Below are 14,538 nucleotides of genomic sequence, written 5' to 3'. Positions count from 1 at the left end.
CCTCAGACGCGGCCGAGCGCGAAGCCCTTGGCGATGTAGTTGCGGACGAACCAGATCACGAGCGCGCCCGGCACGATTGTGAGGATGCCCGCCGCCGCGAGCACGCCCCAGTCGAGGCCGGACGCCGAGACCGTGCGGGTCATCGTGGCGGCGATGGGCTTGGCGTCCACCGAGGTGAGCGTGCGCGACAGGAGCAGCTCGACCCAGGAGAACATGAAGCAGAAGAACGCCGCGACCCCGATGCCGCTCGCGATCAGCGGCATGAAGATCTTCACGAAGAAGCGCGGGAACGAGTAGCCGTCGATATAGGCCGTCTCGTCGATCTCCTTGGGCACGCCGCGCATGAAGCCCTCGAGGATCCACACCGCCAGCGGCACGTTGAACAGGCAATGCGCCAGCGCGACCGCGATGTGCGTGTCGAACAGCCCGACCGCCGAGTAGAGCTGGAAGAAGGGCAGGGCGAACACCGCCGGCGGCGCCATGCGGTTGGTCAAGAGCCAGAAGAACAGGTGCTTGTCGCCCATGAACCGGTAGCGGCTGAAGGCGTAGGCCGCCGGCAGCGCCACCGTGACCGAGATCACCGTGTTGAGCACGACGTAGATCATCGAGTTGACGTAGCCCATGTACCAGGACGCGTCGGTGAGGATCGTCCGGTAATTGTCCAGCGTCGGGTTCTGCGGCCACAGCGAGAAGGAGGAGAGGATCTCGCTGTTGTCCTTCAGGCTCATGTTGAGGAGCCAGTAGATCGGCAGGAGCAGGAAGAGCAGGTAGAGCGTCATGATCGCGGCCGAGGTCTTCACCCGCGGCCCGGCGACGGCCTTGGCGCGCGTCGGCGTCGCGCCCGAGGCCTGGACGACGGCGGTCTGCGCCATCACACGCCCTCCTTCTTGTCGAGGTTCACCATCACCGTATAGAACACCCACGAGATCAGCAGGATCACGAGGAAGTAGATCAGCGAGAACGCCGCCGCGGGACCGAGGTCGAACTGGCCGATGGCGGTCTTGACCAGGTCGATCGACAGGAAGGTCGTCGCGTTGCCCGGGCCGCCGCCGGTGAGCACGAAGGGCTCGGTGTAGATCATGAAGCTGTCCATGAAGCGCAGCAGAATGGCGATGAGCAGCACGCCCTGCATCTTCGGCAGCTCGATGTAGCGGAACACCTTCCAGCGGCTCGCCTGGTCGATCTTGGCGGCCTGGTAGTAGGCGGACGGGATCGAGACGAGCCCGGCATAGGCGAGGAGCGCGACGAGCGAGGTCCAGTGCCACACGTCCATGACGATGATGGTGATCCAGGCGTCGAGCGCGTCCTGCGTATAGTTGTAGTCCACCCCGAGCTCGGAGAGCGTGCGGCCCAGCAATCCGATGTCGACGCGCGCGAAGACCTGCCAGATCGTGCCGACGACGTTCCACGGGATCAGCAGCGGCAGCGCCATCAGCACGAGGCACACGGAGACCCAGATCCCCTTCCTCGGCATGCACAGCGCGATCAGGATTCCGAGCGGCACCTCGATGGCGAGGATGATGGCCGAGAACAGGATCTGGCGCCCCAGCGCGTCGCGGATGCGCTCGGAGGCGAGGACCTGCTCGTACCACTCGAAGCCGGCCCAGAAGAAGACGTTGTTGCCGAACGTGTCCTGGAACGAGTAGTTCACCACCGTCATCAGCGGGATCACCGCCGAGAAGGCGACGAGCACCAGGACGGGGAGGACGAGGAACCAGGCCCTCTGATTGACGGTCTTGTCCATTACGCGGCCCGCCCTTGCAGCATCCGGCCCTCCACGAGGCGATCGTTCACGTAGACCCCGATGCGTGCGGGATCGAGCACGACGCGGTTCATGTCCTGCGACACGGGCTTGCCTTCCGGCACGACGACGTTGATCTCGCGCCCGAAGAAGGCGAGGCGCACGATGCGGTGGCGCCCGACGTCCTCGATGCGCTTGACCCGCGCCGGGATGCCGGGCCCGTCCTTGGACAGGGTGAGGAATTCCGGCCGGATGCCGATCTCGACCTTGCCGGAGAGCGCCGGATAGGAGGCGCCCAGCGGGATCTCGACGCCCTCGATCAGCGCCGACGTCCCCTCCACCCGCGCCGGGATCACGTTCATGCCGGGCGAGCCGATGAAATAGCCGACGAAGGTGTGCGCCGGGCGCTCGAACAGCTCCGCCGGCGTGCCCGTCTGCACCACCTGGCCGTCGTACATCACCACGACCTTGTCGGCGAAGGTGAGCGCCTCGGTCTGGTCGTGCGTCACGTAGATCATCGTGTGCCCGAACTCGCGGTGAAGCGCCTTGAGCTGCGTGCGCAGCTCCCACTTCATGTGCGGGTCGATGACGGTCAGCGGCTCGTCGAACAGGATGGCGTTGACGTCCTCGCGCACCATGCCGCGGCCGAGCGAGATCTTCTGCTTGGCGTCGGCGGTGAGGCGCCGGGCCGGGCGGTCGAGCACGTCGGCCATGCCGATCATCTCGGCGATCTGCTCGACCCGGCGGCGGACGTAGTCCGCGTCGGCGCCGCGGTTGACGAGCGGGAAGGCGAGGTTCTCGCGCACCGTCATCGTGTCGTAGACGACGGGGAACTGGAACACCTGGGCGATGTTGCGCGCCGCCGTCGGCTGCTGCGTGACGTCTTCGTCACCGAACAGGATCTTGCCCTCGGAGGGGATGATCAGACCGGAGATGATGTTGAGCAGCGTCGTCTTCCCGCAGCCCGAGGGGCCGAGCAGCGCGTAGGCCGAGCCGTCGTCCCAGACGAGGTCGAGCTGCTTGAGCGCGTAGTCGGCTTCGGATTTCGGCGCCGGCGCGTAGGAATGCGCGAGCTTCGAGAGGTGGATGCGAGCCATCTTGCGCCTCCTCAGGCCGCTAGCGCGTAGGAGGCGGGCGCGGCGAGCGCGCCGTTCTCCTCGAAGACGTAGACGTGGGCGGGGTCGACGTAGACCGTGAGCGCGCGTCCGTGATCGAGGGCCCGCACGCCGTGGACGAGCCCCACCCAGCGATCCCCGCCGTGATCGATGTGGACGAAGGTCTCCGAGCCGGTGATCTCGGTCTCGGACAGGATGGCCGGGAAGGAGAGGCAGCCGGAATGCGGCGGCTCGAGCTCGAGATGGTTCGGCCGAAAGCCGGCGAGATAGCGCCCGTCGCGCAGACCGGAGAGGGCGCCCAGCGCCGGGACGCTCTGGCCCTCGCCGAAGAGCAGCTTGTCGCCGGCCTTGGCGATCTTGAGGAAGTTCATCGGCGGATCCGAGAAGACCCGCGCCGTCACCGCGTCCGCCGGCCGGCGATAGACCTCCGGCGTCTTGCCGAACTGGGTGACGCGGCCCTCCCAGAGCGTCGCCGTATTGCCGCCGAGCAGCAGCGCCTCCTCGGGCTCCGTCGTCGCGTAGACGAAGATCGCGCCCGATTCCTCGAAGATGCGCGGGATCTCCGCGCGCAGTTCCTCGCGCAGCTTGTAGTCGAGGTTGGCGAGCGGCTCGTCGAGCAGCACGAGCCCCGCGCCCTTCACCAGCGCCCGCGCGAGCGCGCAGCGCTGCTGCTGGCCGCCGGAGAGCTCGAGCGGCTTGCGGTCGAGGAGCCCGTCGAGCTTCATCAACGCCGCCGTCTTCTTCACGGCGACGTCGATCTCCGCCCGCGGGCGGCCGGCGACCTTCAGCGGCGAGGCGATGTTCTCCCACACCGACAGGGTGGGGTAGTTCACGAACTGCTGGTAGACCATGGCGACGTTGCGATCCTGCACGCGCCGTTCGGTCACGTCCGCGCCGTCCCAGAGCACGCGGCCCGTGGCCGGCTTGTCGAGGCCCGCCATCAGGCGCATCAGCGAGGTCTTGCCCGCGAGCGTCGGCCCGAGCAGCACGTTCATCGTGCCCTTCTCGAGGGTCAGCGTGGTCGGGTAGATGTGGGTGCGTCCGTCGACGACCTTGGACACGTTTTCCAGAACGAGCGCCATCGCCGCCTCCGTCACTCAGCCGCCACGCTGCGCGCCGCCGCGCCGCGCTCGCGCATGAAGGCGTCGAGCGCGTCCGCCTCCTCGCGAGACAGGCGCAGGCCGAGCTTCGAGCGCCGCCAGATCACGTCCTCGGCGCGGGTCGCGTACTCGTTGTCCATCAGCCAGACGATCTCGCGCTCGGTCAGCGTCGCGCCGAAGGCGCGGCCGAGATCCTCCGCCCGCTTCGCGTCGCCCAGCACGTCGCGCGCCTGCGTGCCGTAGGCCCGCACCAGCCGCCGCGCCCAGAACGGCGTCAGGAACGGGTAGTCGCGCGCGAGATCCGCGACGAGCCGATCCACGGCGTCCACCGGGAAGTCGCCGCCGGGCAGCGGCACGCCGGCGGTCCAGGGCCCGGCCGCGCTCGGGAAGAAGCGCTCGAGCTTGCGCATCGCGGATTCGGCGAGGCGCCGATAGGTCGTGATCTTGCCGCCGAAGACGTTGAGCAGCGGCGGGCCGCTCTCGTCGAGGGAGAGCACGTAGTCGCGCGTGGCGGCGGTCGCGGACTTCGCGCCGTCGTCGTAGAGCGGGCGCACGCCGGAATAGGTCCAGACGACGTCGTCTCGCGTGATCGGCGACTTCAGGTATTCCGAGACGAAGGAGCAGAGATAGTCGATCTCGGCCTCTGTGGCGTGCGCCTGCTCCGGCCCGCCCTCGTGGTCCCGGTCCGTCGTGCCGATGAGGGTGAAGTCGGTCTCGTAGGGAATGGCGAAGACGATGCGCCCGTCGCCGCCCTGGAAGATGTAGCAGCGGTCGTGCTCGAACAGCCGCTTCGTGACGATGTGGCTGCCGCGCACGAGGCGCACCTTCTCGGACGAGTTGATGCGCAGCACGCCCGAGATCACGTCCGCGACCCAGGGGCCGCCGGCATTGACGAGGGCGCGGGCGCGCGCCGTCTCGCGGCGCCCGTCCGCGTGGGCGAGATCCACCGCCCAGAGATCGCCCTCGCGGCGGGCCGAGACGACCTTGGCGCGGGGCAGGATGCGCGCCCCGCGCGCCTCCGCATCGCGGGCGTTGAGCACGACGAGGCGCGAATCCTCGACCCAGCAATCCGAATACTCGAATCCCTTCGCGAACGCGTCCTTCAGCGGCGCGCCGGCGGGGTCGCGCTTCAGGTCGAGCGTGCGGGTGGCGGGCAGGATCTTGCGCCCGCCGAGATGGTCGTAGATGAACAAGCCGAGCCGCAGCAGCCAGGCGGGGCGCAGGCCGCGGTGATGCGGCAGCACGAAGCGCATCGGCCAGGAGATGTGCGGCATCGCGGTGAGCAGCGTCTCGCGCTCGACCAGCGATTCCCGCACGAGGCGGAACTCGTAGTACTCGAGGTAGCGCAGCCCGCCATGGAACAGCTTGGTCGAGGCCGACGACGTCGCCGACCCGAGATCGCTCATCTCGGCGAGCGCGACGGAGAGGCCGCGGCCGGCCGCATCGCGGGCGATGCCGCAGCCGTTCACGCCTCCACCGATGATGAAGAGATCGAAGACCTCGCGGCCTTCGGCAGCCTCCGACACGACGTTCCATCCCTGTTGCTGGTTTTCACGAAGGGTCGCGCTTCCCCTTCGTTGAGTCAAGGATGATTTTCGTTTTTTTTCGTAGGGAGCCTGTTCGCGCGCGTTTGTGCGCGAAACGAGAGGCGGTGCGCGGATCCGCCGGCGCGTGCCCGGCCACCCGGTTTTCGCATCCGTTCGCGGCGTGCGCGTTGCCTTTCGCGGCGCGTGCTGCCAGGGTCCGCGCGGACCGGCAGCGTGACGGAGCGCGTGGGATGGCTCAGAACTTCCGCCAGCGAGAGATCCTGGACCTCGCCAAGCAGCACGGCAAGGTCGTGGTGGAGGATCTCGCGGCGCATTTCGACGTCACCGTTCAGACCATCCGCCGCGACCTCACGGAGCTGTGCGAAGCCGGCAAGCTGACGCGCGTCTACGGCGGCGCCATCCTGCGCTCGGGGGTGGCGAACATCGGCTACGAGGACCGCCGCGGCCTGATGGCGGAGGAGAAGGACGCGATCGCCCGCGCCTGCGCCCGCGCCATCCCGGACGATGCGTCCTTGTTCCTCAACATCGGCACCACGACGGAGGCGGTGGCGCGCGCGCTGATGAACCACCGCAATCTCATGGTGGTCACCAACAACATCAACGTCGCCAACATCCTCTCCGCCAACGAGAGCTGCGAGGTGGTGGTCGCCGGGGGCGTGATGCGCCGCCCCGACGGCGGGCTCGTCGGCGACGTGACGCTCGAGATCGTCAAGCATTTCAAGGTGGACTTCGCCGTGATCGGCGCCTCCGCCCTCGATCTCGACGGAGACCTGCTCGACTTCGACTTCCGGGAGGTGCGGGTCTCGCAGGCGATCCTGCGCCAGGCGCGGCGCGCCTATCTCGTGGCCGACCATTCGAAGTTCGAGCGCAGCGCCCCCGTGCGCATCGCCTCGCTCGAGGACGTCGACGTGTTCTACACCGACCGGCCGCCCCCCGAGGCGGTGCGCAAGCTCTGCCGCGAATGGGGCACCCAGATCGTCATGCCCGAGGAGGCGGTGCGCAAGGCGGGCTGAGCCCGAGCGCCGACTCGGCCCGAGCGCCTACTCGACCCGAGCGCCTACTCGACCCGAGCGCTACTTGGCCCGCGGGTCGAGCGCGTCGCGCAGGCCGTCGCCGAGCACGTTGAAGGCGAGCACCGTGACGAAGATCGCTACGCCCGGGAACACCGCCATCCACGGCGCCTGCGAGAGGAAGCGCTGGGCGGAATTCAGCATCGAGCCCCAGGACGGCATCGGCGGCTGCTGGCCGAGCCCCAGGAACGAGAGGCTCGCCTCGGCGATGACGGCGGTGGCGATGGTGAGCGTGGCCTGGACCAGGATCGGCGGCATCACGTTGGGCAGCACGTGCCGCAGCGCGATGCGCCAATGCGGGTTCCCCACCGCGCGCGCCGCCTCGACGTAGTCCTCCGCCCGCGCCGCGAGCACCTGGCCGCGGGTGAGGCGGATGAAGATCGGCGTCGCGGTGACGCCGATGGCGATCATGGCGTTCGTCAGGTTCGGGCCGAGGAAGGCCGCGAGCGCGATGGCGAGGATCAGGAACGGGATCGCCAGCATCGCGTCGGTGACGCGCCCGAGCACGGCGTCGGTCCAGCCGCCGACATAGCCGGCGAGCAGCCCGAGCGGCACGCCCGCCGCCATGGCGATCAGCACGGAGATCACGCCGGCGGCGAGCGAGGCGCGCGCGCCCCAGATCACGCGGGAGAGGATGTCGCGGCCCACCTCGTCGGTGCCGAACCAATGCGCGGCGGAAGGCGCCTCGCGCACGGCGGTCCAGCTCTGCGCCGTGGGGTCGTAGGGCGCGATCCAGGGGGCGAGGAGCGCGGCCGCGACGATGACGACGATGATCGCGAGCGCCGCCATCGCCGCCGGCCGGCGGCGCAGGCGCCCCCAGGCGCGCCGGCCGGGGCTCTCGATCGCGAAGGCCTCCTCGGGGGCGGCGGCGGGGAGGGGGGCGGTCCCGTCGCTCATTGGTGCACCTTCGGGCTGGCGGATGCGGAGCCGCGGAGCGGCGTAGTATTCGCCAGCCCGAGCGCCTGCCGCGACGGCCGGCGTCGCTTGCCCTTCGAGGGCCCGTATGAGACCCGCCGCGCGGCAGGTGCCGGGAGGACCGGACGGACCACGGGGTGTAGCGCCTGAGCCTGCCAGCCGGAGCGCCTTCCAATGAGCGATCCGCACGACCTCCCGGCTCGGGTGAGGGTACACCGAACCGGGAGACGTCGCCTATGCCTTTCACTGTTGGTTTCGACTGGGGCGGCGCGGGCCATGCGGCCTGCGTCCTCGACGAGACGGGTGCGGTCCGCGCACGCCTCGACGTCCCGCACACCGCCGCCGGCCTCGCCAAGCTCGTGGCCGCGCTCGCGCGCATCGCGCCCGTCGGCGAGATGCCGGTGGCGATCGAGCGCCCGTCCGGCCTCGTCGTCGACACGCTCGTCGCCGCCGGCCATCCGGTCGTGCCGATCCACCCGAACGTCGTGAAGGCCTGCCGTCCGCGCTATCGCGCCGCCGGCGGCAAGTCCGATACGGGTGACGCCTACATGCTCGCCGACATCCTGCGCACCGACGGGCATCGCTTCGCCCCGCTGCGCCAGGCCTCCGACGCGGTCAAGGCGCTGCGCGCCCTCGTGCGCGGGCGCGACGACCTCGTCGCCACGCGCGTCGGCCTCGCAAACCAGCTGCGCAGCCTGCTCGAAAGCTTCTGGCCGGGCGCCGCCGCGATCTTCGCCGACGTCGACAGCCCCGTCGCCCTCGCCTTCCTCGCCCGCTACCCCACGCCCGAGAGCGCCGCACGACTCGGCGAGAAGCGCATGGCCGCCTTCATGGCCCAGGCCCGCTACAGCGGCCGCCGCAGCGCCGCCGAGCTCCTCGCCCGCCTGCGCGCCGCGCCGATCGGCCTCGCCGGCCGGGACGAGAGCGAGGCCAAGGGCGAGATCGTGCGCGCCCTCGTCGTCGCCCTCGAGCGCATCGTCGCCGCGATCCGCGACCTCACCGCCCGCATCGAGCACGACGTCGCCGAGCTGCCCGACGGCCGCATCGTCATGTCCTTCCCGCGCGCCGGCCGCATCAACGCCGCCCAGATCCTCGCCGAGATCGGCGACGACCGCGCGCGCTTCCAGACCGCAGACCAGCTCGCCGCGGAGGCCGGCGTCTGCCCCGTCACCCACGCCTCCGGAAAAAGCAGGGGCGTCGTCTTCCGATGGGCCTGCAATCACCGTCTGCGCGCCGCCCTCACCTGCTTCGCCGACAACTCCCGCCATGCCTCCCCCTGGGCCGCCGACGTCTACATGCGGGCCAGGCAGCGCGGATGCAGTCACCCCCACGCCGTCCGTATCCTGGCACGCGCCTGGATCCGCATCTTCTGGCATGCCTGGCGAGATCGAGCCGAATACGAACCCGCACGCCATCTCGCCGCGCAAAAATGCGCCGCGTAGAAAAACAGAGGTGGACACGGGGTGTCTCATGCGCGCAGCCTCGGATTGGCGAGAATGTAGCCGAGATCGGCGAGCAGGTTCAGCACGATGTAGGTCGTCGCCGTGACGAGCACGACGCCCTGCACCACCGCGTAGTCGCGGTTGAACACGGCGTCGACGATCAGCTTGCCGAAGCCGGGGATCGAGAAGATCTGCTCGGTGAGCACCGCGCCGGAGAGGAGCGTGCCGAACTCGAGCGCGCCGAGCGTGATCACCGGGGTGAGCGCGTTGCGCATGGCGTGCTTCCAGACGACGACGCGCTCGGAGAGCCCCTTGGCGCGGGCGGTGCGGACGTAGTCGGAGGCGAGCGCCTGGAGCATCGCCGAGCGCGTATGGCGCATGATCACGCCCGCAATGGCGGTGCCGAGCACGAAGGCCGGCATGATCGTGGTGGCGAGCGATTGCCGCCAGTCCTCGAACGGGCTGACGTAGCCCGACGCCGGGAGCCAGCCGAGATGCACGGCGAAGAACAGGATCAGCATGATGCCGAGCCAGAAGTTCGGCGTCGAGATGCCGGCGAGGCCGACGACGTTGATGACGTAGTCCCAGGCGGAATCCTTCTTGACCGCCGACAGCACGCCGGTGGTCACGCCCAGAACGAGCGCGATCAGCATCGCCATGATCGCGAGCTGCAGCGTCACCGGCAGCTTCTGCACGATCAGGTCGGAGACGGGCACCTTGAGCCGCATCGATTCCCCGAGATCGCCCGTGAAGACGTTGCCGATCCACATCGCGTACTGGACCGGAATCGGCTGATCGAGGCCGTATTGCTTGCGGATCTGCTCGATCACGACGGGATCGCGCTCCTCGCCCGCCATCACCAGCGCCGGGTCGCCGGGCAGGAGATGCTGCAGCGAGAAGATCAGCACCGACACGAAGAACAGGGTCGGGACGAGCTGCGCCAGCCGTTTGCCGATGAGGGTGAGCACGGGCGTTCTCTCGAGGAGGAGGGAGCGCCCGCCCGCGCGGGCCGCACGGGCGGGCGTGAGCGCGGCCGATCAGTTCAGCTTCACGCCGACGACGCGAACCAGGCCGTCGGGGAGCTGCACGTAGCCTTCGAGATCGTCCGTGTGGGCGATCAGCATGGCGCGGTGGTAGAGGTAGAGCACCGAGCCCTCCGTGAGCCACAGGTCCGCCACCGTCTCGTAGGCCGCCTTGCGAGCGTCGAAGGTGGTGGCCGTGCGGGCCTCCGTCAGCGCGGCGTCGACGGTCTCGCTGGCGTACTTGCCGTAGTTCAGCGGGCCCGTGGAATGGGCGAAGGAGTAGATGTTGCCGTCCGGATCCGGCCGGCCGGACCAGGCCAGCATGAAGGCGCCGAAGCGGCCGGCCTCGGCCTCCTGCAGGCCGGTCGCGAACTCGACGACGCGGATCTGCATGTCGAACCCGGCCTCCGCCGCCATGGCCTGGATCACCTCCGCGACCTGGCGGACCTCCGGGTTGTTCGGCACCATGTAGTCGACGACGATCGGCGTCGCGACGCCCGCCTCGGCGATGAGCGCCTTGGCCTTCTCCACGTCGCGGGCCGGCGCCGGGTAGGCGTCCTGGTACCACTGGTTCTGCGGGTTGACCCACTGGTTGCCCGGGAAGAACTCGCCGTTGAACACCACCTGGTTCAGGGCCTCGCGGTCGATGGCGAGGTCGAGCGCCTGGCGCACGAGCGCGCTCTCGGCGAGCGGACCCTTGGCGCCCTCGCCGTTGGCGACGTTGATCGTCATGCCCTGGTAGCCGAGCTCGGTGACGACCTCGAGCTCGAGGTCCTCGTCGGCGCGGATGGTCGGGATGTCGGTGGCGAGCGCGCGCTCGATCAGGTCGAGCTGGCCGGACTGGAGGTTGGCGAGGCGCACCGTCGAATCCGGGATCGGGCGGTACTCGATCCGGTCGATGAAGACTTCGTCCGCGTTCCAGTAATCCGCGAACTTCTCCGCGACGATGCGATCCTGCTGCACGCGCTCGACGAACTGGAAAGGCCCGGCGCAGACGGGGTTGTTGCCGAACTGGTCGCCCGCAGCCTCGGCCGCCGTCGGCGAGACGATCATGCCCGAGCGGTCGGTGAGCGTGGCGAGCAGCGGCGCGAAGGGGCTCTTCAGGTTGAGCCGCACGGTGAGCGGGTCGACGACGTCGACGCTCTCGACGATCGAGAGCTCGCCGCGGCGGAAGGAGCCGTCCATCGTGCGATGACGGTCGAGCGAGTACTTCACCGCCGCGGCGTCCATCGGCGTGCCGTCGTGGAAGAGGACGCCGTCGCGCAGCGTGATCGTCAGCGCCTTGCCGTCCTCCGAGACCTCGTGCGAGAGCGCGAGCTGCGGCACGATGTTGAGGTCGGCGTCGACGTCGAAGAGCTTGTCGCAGAGCGAGGCGAAGACGATGCGCCCGACATAGGTGCGCCCCAGCGAGGGGTCGAGCACGTCGGGATCTTCGGCGAGGCCGATGCGAAGCGTGGTCTGGGCGCTGGCTCCGCCTGCGGCGAGGCCGAGCGTCGCCGCGGCGAGCGCGCCGGCGATGAGGATGCGTTTCATCTGGTGACGGTCTCCCTGATGGCGCCGGCTCGAGCCGGCGTGTCCCCTCCGGCCGCGCCGACGAGGGTCGCGGCGGGTTCGGCTTCGCCCGTGAAGGCGGCGAAGAGCGTCTCGAGCCTCGGGTCGACCGGAGCCTCGCGGGGCGTCAGGTCGCGCGTGTCGGGGAGGCTCTCGGCGAAGAGGCAGGCGGCCGCGTGCGTCGCCGACAGGCCGGCGAGCGGCGGGCGCTCGGCGGCGCAGGCGGGCGCGGCGTGCGGGCAGCGGGTGCGCAGATGGCAGCCGGAGGGCGGCGCGATCGGGCTCGGCACGTCGCCCTCGAGCAGGCGGCGCGGACGGCGCGCGGCGGGGGAGGGCGCCGGGATCGCGGAGAGGAGCGCGCGCGTATAGGGGTGGCGCGGGTTCTCGAACACCTCGTCCGTGCGGCCGATCTCGACGAGGCGCCCGAGATACATCACCGCGACGCGGTCGGCGATGTGGCGCACGACGCCGAGATCGTGGGAGATGAACACGTAGGCGAGGCCGAGCCGCGCACGCAGCTCCTCCAGCAGGTTGAGGATCTGCGCGCGGATCGAGACGTCGAGCGCCGAAACCGGCTCGTCGCAGACGATCAGCTTCGGCTCGACCGCGAGCGCCCGGGCGATGACGATGCGCTGGCGCTGGCCGCCGGAGAATTCGTGCGGGAAGCGCGCCGCCTGGCGCGGGTCGAGACCCACCTGCCGGAGCAGTTCCGCCACCCGCGCCGCGCGCGCGCCCGCCGGCACGATGCCGTGCAGCATCAGCGGCTCGGCCAGGGTCTCGCCGACCGTCATGCGCGGGTTGAGCGAGGCGAACGGGTCCTGGAACACGATCTGCGCCGTGCGGCGCAAGCTGCGCAGCTCGCGTTCCGGCAGATGCGTGACGTCGCGTCCGGCGACGCGGATGCGCCCGTCCGTCGGCTCGACGAGGCGCAGGATCATGCGGCCGAGGGTGGACTTGCCGCAGCCCGATTCCCCCACGAGCGCGAGCGTCTCCCCGGGCGCGACCGAGAGCGACACGCCGTCGACCGCCTTCACCGTCGCGAGCGGGCGGCCCATCAGAGAACGCTTGGTGACGAAGTGCTTGACGAGGCCCTCGACCTCCAGCACGGGCGCCGGCGCATTCATGCCGCGAGCCCCTCGAGCGGCGCGCGCCAGCAGCGCGCGGCGCGATCCGGTCCGACCGCGACGAGATCCGGCATCGTCGCGCAGGCCTCGATGCGGAAGGGGCAGCGCGCGGCGAAACGGCAGCCGGCCGGCGGGCGCGACATGTCCGGCACCGCGCCCTCGATGGCGGCGAGCCGCTCGCGCCGGGCGCCGAAGCGCGGCAGCGAGCCGAGCAGCCCCACCGTGTAGGGATGCTGCGGGAAGCGGAAAAGCTCCTCCACCGGCGCGCGCTCCACCACCTGGCCCGCATACATCACCGCGACCTCGTCGCAGACCTCCGCGACGACGCCGAGATCGTGGGTGATCAAGACGATCGCCGTGCCGGTCTCCTCGCGCAGCATGCGCATCAGCTCGAGGATCTGCGCCTGGATGGTCACGTCGAGCGCCGTCGTCGGCTCGTCGGCGATGAGGAGGCGCGGCGCGCAGGCGAGCGCCATGGCGATCATCACGCGCTGGCGCATGCCCCCCGACAGCTTGTGCGGATAGTCGTGGAAGCGGGCCTTCGGCTCGGGAATGCGCACGCGGTCGAGCATCTCGAGCGCGCGCTCCGCCGCCTCCCGCTTCGAGACGCGGCGGTGGCGCAGGATCGCCTCCACGATCTGGTCGCCCACCGTGTAGGACGGGTTGAGAGAGGTCATCGGCTCCTGGAAGATCATCGCCAGCCGGTCGCCGCGCAGGTCGCGCAGCGTGCGCGCGCTCTCGGCGAGGAGATCGCGGCCCTCGAACAGGACGCGCCCGGAGATCGCCGTGCCGGCCTTCGGCAGGAGCCCCATCACGGCGAGCGAGGTGACGCTCTTGCCGCAGCCCGATTCGCCGACGATGCCGAGCGTGCGCCCGGGCGCGACGGAAAATCCGACGCCGTCGACGGCGCGCGTCTCGCGCCCGTCGGGCCCCGAGAAGGTGACGGCGAGATCCTCGACCGCGAGGATGGGCTCGGCGGTCGTCATGCGCGTTCGGCCTCCGCCGCCTGGGCCGCGAGGGCGGCGGCGATCTCGCTGTCGATGCGCGCCCGATCGACGATCCCGACGGGATCGTCGCGCGTCGCCAGGAAGCGCTTGAAGTGCATCCAGCGCTCGCGGGAGACGCGCTCCAGCCGGGCGAGCTCGACGATCGGCTCGGGATGATCGTCGACGCGGATGTCGAGGTCGGCCCAGTCCTCGCGCGTGTGGATCACGAGGCCGGCCGACTGCTTGCCGCGCTTGTCGCCGCCGGCGTCCTCGCCGGCCTTCAGCGCCGCGATCAGCCGCCGCGCGAAGGGGAGGTCGGCGCGCGCGGCGTAGGTCCGCGCGGTCGCCTCCAGCACCTGCGGCCCCTCCAGCATGTTGCCGGCGACGCCGCAGAGGTCCGTCGCGAGGGCGCCGCACCAGGGGACGCACTCCGCGCCGGTATGGGCGGCGATGCGGCCCTGCGCGTCGATCACCTGCAGCTGCCGGCTCTCGCGCCCGGCATCCTCCGCGACGAGGGCGGCGACGGTCTCCGCCGCGCTCGCGCCGGACGCGAGCAGGGCGAGGCCGTCGGGGCCGTAGAGCGGGTTGATCAGCGCCTGGGTCGCCACCGCGCCGACGCCCGGCGCGACGAACGGCACGCGCGCGCCGACCGCGAAGAAACGGCTCGCCACGGCGATGCCGAACGCGCCCGTCTGCGGATCCTTGGCGACGATCGACCAGGTCATGCGTGCCTCCGGAGCGAACCAATGTCGATTGATCCGGATTTGGTGCGGAGCGCCGCGCTTTTCCGGACGACGGCGGAGGTTAGGGCCATCGCGCGGCGCTCACAAGTGGATCAGTGCCCAACGAGCATGCGCTCCCGGCCCGTATTGCAGGCGCCGCGGCCGCCTCGATAGGCTCGACAGCAGCGCCCGTGTGTCGTACC

General features: G+C 70.3%; 13 protein-coding genes. 2 read left to right on the top strand and 11 right to left on the bottom strand.

All coding sequences use genetic code 11. The features are described from left to right. Window positions 1-2 precede the first annotated feature (2 nt). The 5 genes from ABL310_RS12345 to glpD form a co-directional block, all read right to left on the bottom strand. Window positions 3-779, bottom strand: a complete 777-nt coding sequence (locus ABL310_RS12345) for a carbohydrate ABC transporter permease (protein ID WP_349372050.1) — start codon at window positions 777-779, stop codon at window positions 3-5. A gap of 92 nt (window positions 780-871) precedes the next feature. Next, window positions 872-1,744 carry a sugar ABC transporter permease gene (locus tag ABL310_RS12340; protein WP_349371969.1) on the bottom strand — a complete coding sequence of 291 codons (873 nt, stop codon included), beginning with the start codon at window positions 1,742-1,744 and terminating at the stop codon, window positions 872-874. Then, on the bottom strand, window positions 1,744-2,838 hold the full coding sequence (locus ABL310_RS12335) for an ABC transporter ATP-binding protein (protein ID WP_349371968.1): 1,095 nt from the start codon (window positions 2,836-2,838) through the stop codon (window positions 1,744-1,746). Before ABL310_RS12335 ends, ABL310_RS12340 begins: the two co-directional genes overlap by 1 nt. An 11-nt stretch (window positions 2,839-2,849) precedes the next feature. Then, window positions 2,850-3,938, bottom strand: coding sequence for an ABC transporter ATP-binding protein (locus ABL310_RS12330; protein ID WP_349371967.1), 1,089 nt, complete (start codon window positions 3,936-3,938; stop codon window positions 2,850-2,852). Between the two features lie 11 nt (window positions 3,939-3,949). After that, complete coding sequence (glpD, locus tag ABL310_RS12325) at window positions 3,950-5,482, bottom strand: glycerol-3-phosphate dehydrogenase (RefSeq protein ID WP_349371966.1); 1,533 nt, start codon at window positions 5,480-5,482, stop codon at window positions 3,950-3,952. Between the two features lie 251 nt (window positions 5,483-5,733). Between glpD and ABL310_RS12320 the strand changes: the two genes are divergently transcribed. Continuing rightward, complete coding sequence (locus ABL310_RS12320) at window positions 5,734-6,516, top strand: DeoR/GlpR family DNA-binding transcription regulator (RefSeq protein WP_349371965.1); 783 nt, start codon at window positions 5,734-5,736, stop codon at window positions 6,514-6,516. Window positions 6,517-6,576: 60 nt separating this feature from the next. On the opposite strand, the gene ABL310_RS12315 is transcribed toward ABL310_RS12320, so the two are convergent. Next, window positions 6,577-7,470, bottom strand: a complete 894-nt coding sequence (locus tag ABL310_RS12315; RefSeq protein ID WP_349371964.1) for an ABC transporter permease — start codon at window positions 7,468-7,470, stop codon at window positions 6,577-6,579. A gap of 254 nt (window positions 7,471-7,724) precedes the next feature. Between ABL310_RS12315 and ABL310_RS12310 the strand changes: the two genes are divergently transcribed. Beyond that, complete coding sequence (locus ABL310_RS12310) at window positions 7,725-8,930, top strand: IS110 family transposase (RefSeq protein ID WP_349371963.1); 1,206 nt, start codon at window positions 7,725-7,727, stop codon at window positions 8,928-8,930. Between the two features lie 26 nt (window positions 8,931-8,956). Here ABL310_RS12310 and ABL310_RS12305 read toward each other — a convergent pair whose 3' ends face one another. The 5 genes from ABL310_RS12305 to ABL310_RS12285 all read right to left on the bottom strand — a co-directional run bounded on the left by ABL310_RS12305 (window position 8,957) and on the right by ABL310_RS12285 (window position 14,338). Continuing rightward, window positions 8,957-9,898: an ABC transporter permease gene (locus ABL310_RS12305; RefSeq protein WP_349371962.1), complete on the bottom strand. Its 942-nt coding sequence runs from the start codon at window positions 9,896-9,898 to the stop codon at window positions 8,957-8,959. Between the two features lie 69 nt (window positions 9,899-9,967). Continuing rightward, entirely contained in the window at window positions 9,968-11,485 is a 1,518-nt protein-coding gene (locus ABL310_RS12300) for an ABC transporter substrate-binding protein (protein WP_349371961.1), read from the bottom strand. Beyond that, window positions 11,482-12,627 carry a dipeptide ABC transporter ATP-binding protein gene (locus ABL310_RS12295; RefSeq protein ID WP_349371960.1) on the bottom strand — a complete coding sequence of 382 codons (1,146 nt, stop codon included), beginning with the start codon at window positions 12,625-12,627 and terminating at the stop codon, window positions 11,482-11,484. The genes ABL310_RS12300 and ABL310_RS12295 overlap by 4 nt, the downstream gene beginning before the upstream one ends. After that, a complete protein-coding gene (locus ABL310_RS12290) occupies window positions 12,624-13,613 on the bottom strand; it encodes an ABC transporter ATP-binding protein (RefSeq protein ID WP_349371959.1) in 990 nt (329 codons plus the stop codon). Before ABL310_RS12290 ends, ABL310_RS12295 begins: the two co-directional genes overlap by 4 nt. Continuing rightward, the gene (locus tag ABL310_RS12285; protein WP_349371958.1) at window positions 13,610-14,338 is read right to left on the bottom strand and encodes a DUF1028 domain-containing protein; all 729 of its coding nucleotides are present in this window, start codon (window positions 14,336-14,338) and stop codon (window positions 13,610-13,612) included. Before ABL310_RS12285 ends, ABL310_RS12290 begins: the two co-directional genes overlap by 4 nt. Between the last annotated feature and the right edge of the window lie 200 nt (window positions 14,339-14,538).

The sequence above is a fragment of the Salinarimonas sp. genome, from assembly GCF_040111675.1.
In the GTDB taxonomy this organism is placed as follows: domain Bacteria; phylum Pseudomonadota; class Alphaproteobacteria; order Rhizobiales; family Beijerinckiaceae; genus Salinarimonas.
Note: the sequence above shows the minus strand (reverse complement) of the source record. Positions and strands in the feature narration are given on the sequence as shown.

What these genes read in the sequence shown, in the direction of transcription:
- ABL310_RS12290 (WP_349371959.1), bottom strand. Translation starts at nt 13,613, where the DNA reads ATGACGACCGCCGAGCCCATCCTCGCGGTCGAGGATCTCGCCGTCACC.
- ABL310_RS12335 (WP_349371968.1), bottom strand. Translation starts at nt 2,838, where the DNA reads ATGGCTCGCATCCACCTCTCGAAGCTCGCGCATTCCTACGCGCCGGCG.
- ABL310_RS12295 (WP_349371960.1), bottom strand. Translation starts at nt 12,627, where the DNA reads ATGAATGCGCCGGCGCCCGTGCTGGAGGTCGAGGGCCTCGTCAAGCAC.
- ABL310_RS12340 (WP_349371969.1), bottom strand. Translation starts at nt 1,744, where the DNA reads ATGGACAAGACCGTCAATCAGAGGGCCTGGTTCCTCGTCCTCCCCGTC.
- ABL310_RS12315 (WP_349371964.1), bottom strand. Translation starts at nt 7,470, where the DNA reads ATGAGCGACGGGACCGCCCCCCTCCCCGCCGCCGCCCCCGAGGAGGCC.
- ABL310_RS12285 (WP_349371958.1), bottom strand. Translation starts at nt 14,338, where the DNA reads ATGACCTGGTCGATCGTCGCCAAGGATCCGCAGACGGGCGCGTTCGGC.
- ABL310_RS12330 (WP_349371967.1), bottom strand. Translation starts at nt 3,938, where the DNA reads ATGGCGCTCGTTCTGGAAAACGTGTCCAAGGTCGTCGACGGACGCACC.
- ABL310_RS12300 (WP_349371961.1), bottom strand. Translation starts at nt 11,485, where the DNA reads ATGAAACGCATCCTCATCGCCGGCGCGCTCGCCGCGGCGACGCTCGGC.
- ABL310_RS12345 (WP_349372050.1), bottom strand. Translation starts at nt 779, where the DNA reads ATGACGCTCTACCTGCTCTTCCTGCTCCTGCCGATCTACTGGCTCCTC.
- ABL310_RS12310 (WP_349371963.1), top strand. Translation starts at nt 7,725, where the DNA reads ATGCCTTTCACTGTTGGTTTCGACTGGGGCGGCGCGGGCCATGCGGCC.
- ABL310_RS12320 (WP_349371965.1), top strand. Translation starts at nt 5,734, where the DNA reads ATGGCTCAGAACTTCCGCCAGCGAGAGATCCTGGACCTCGCCAAGCAG.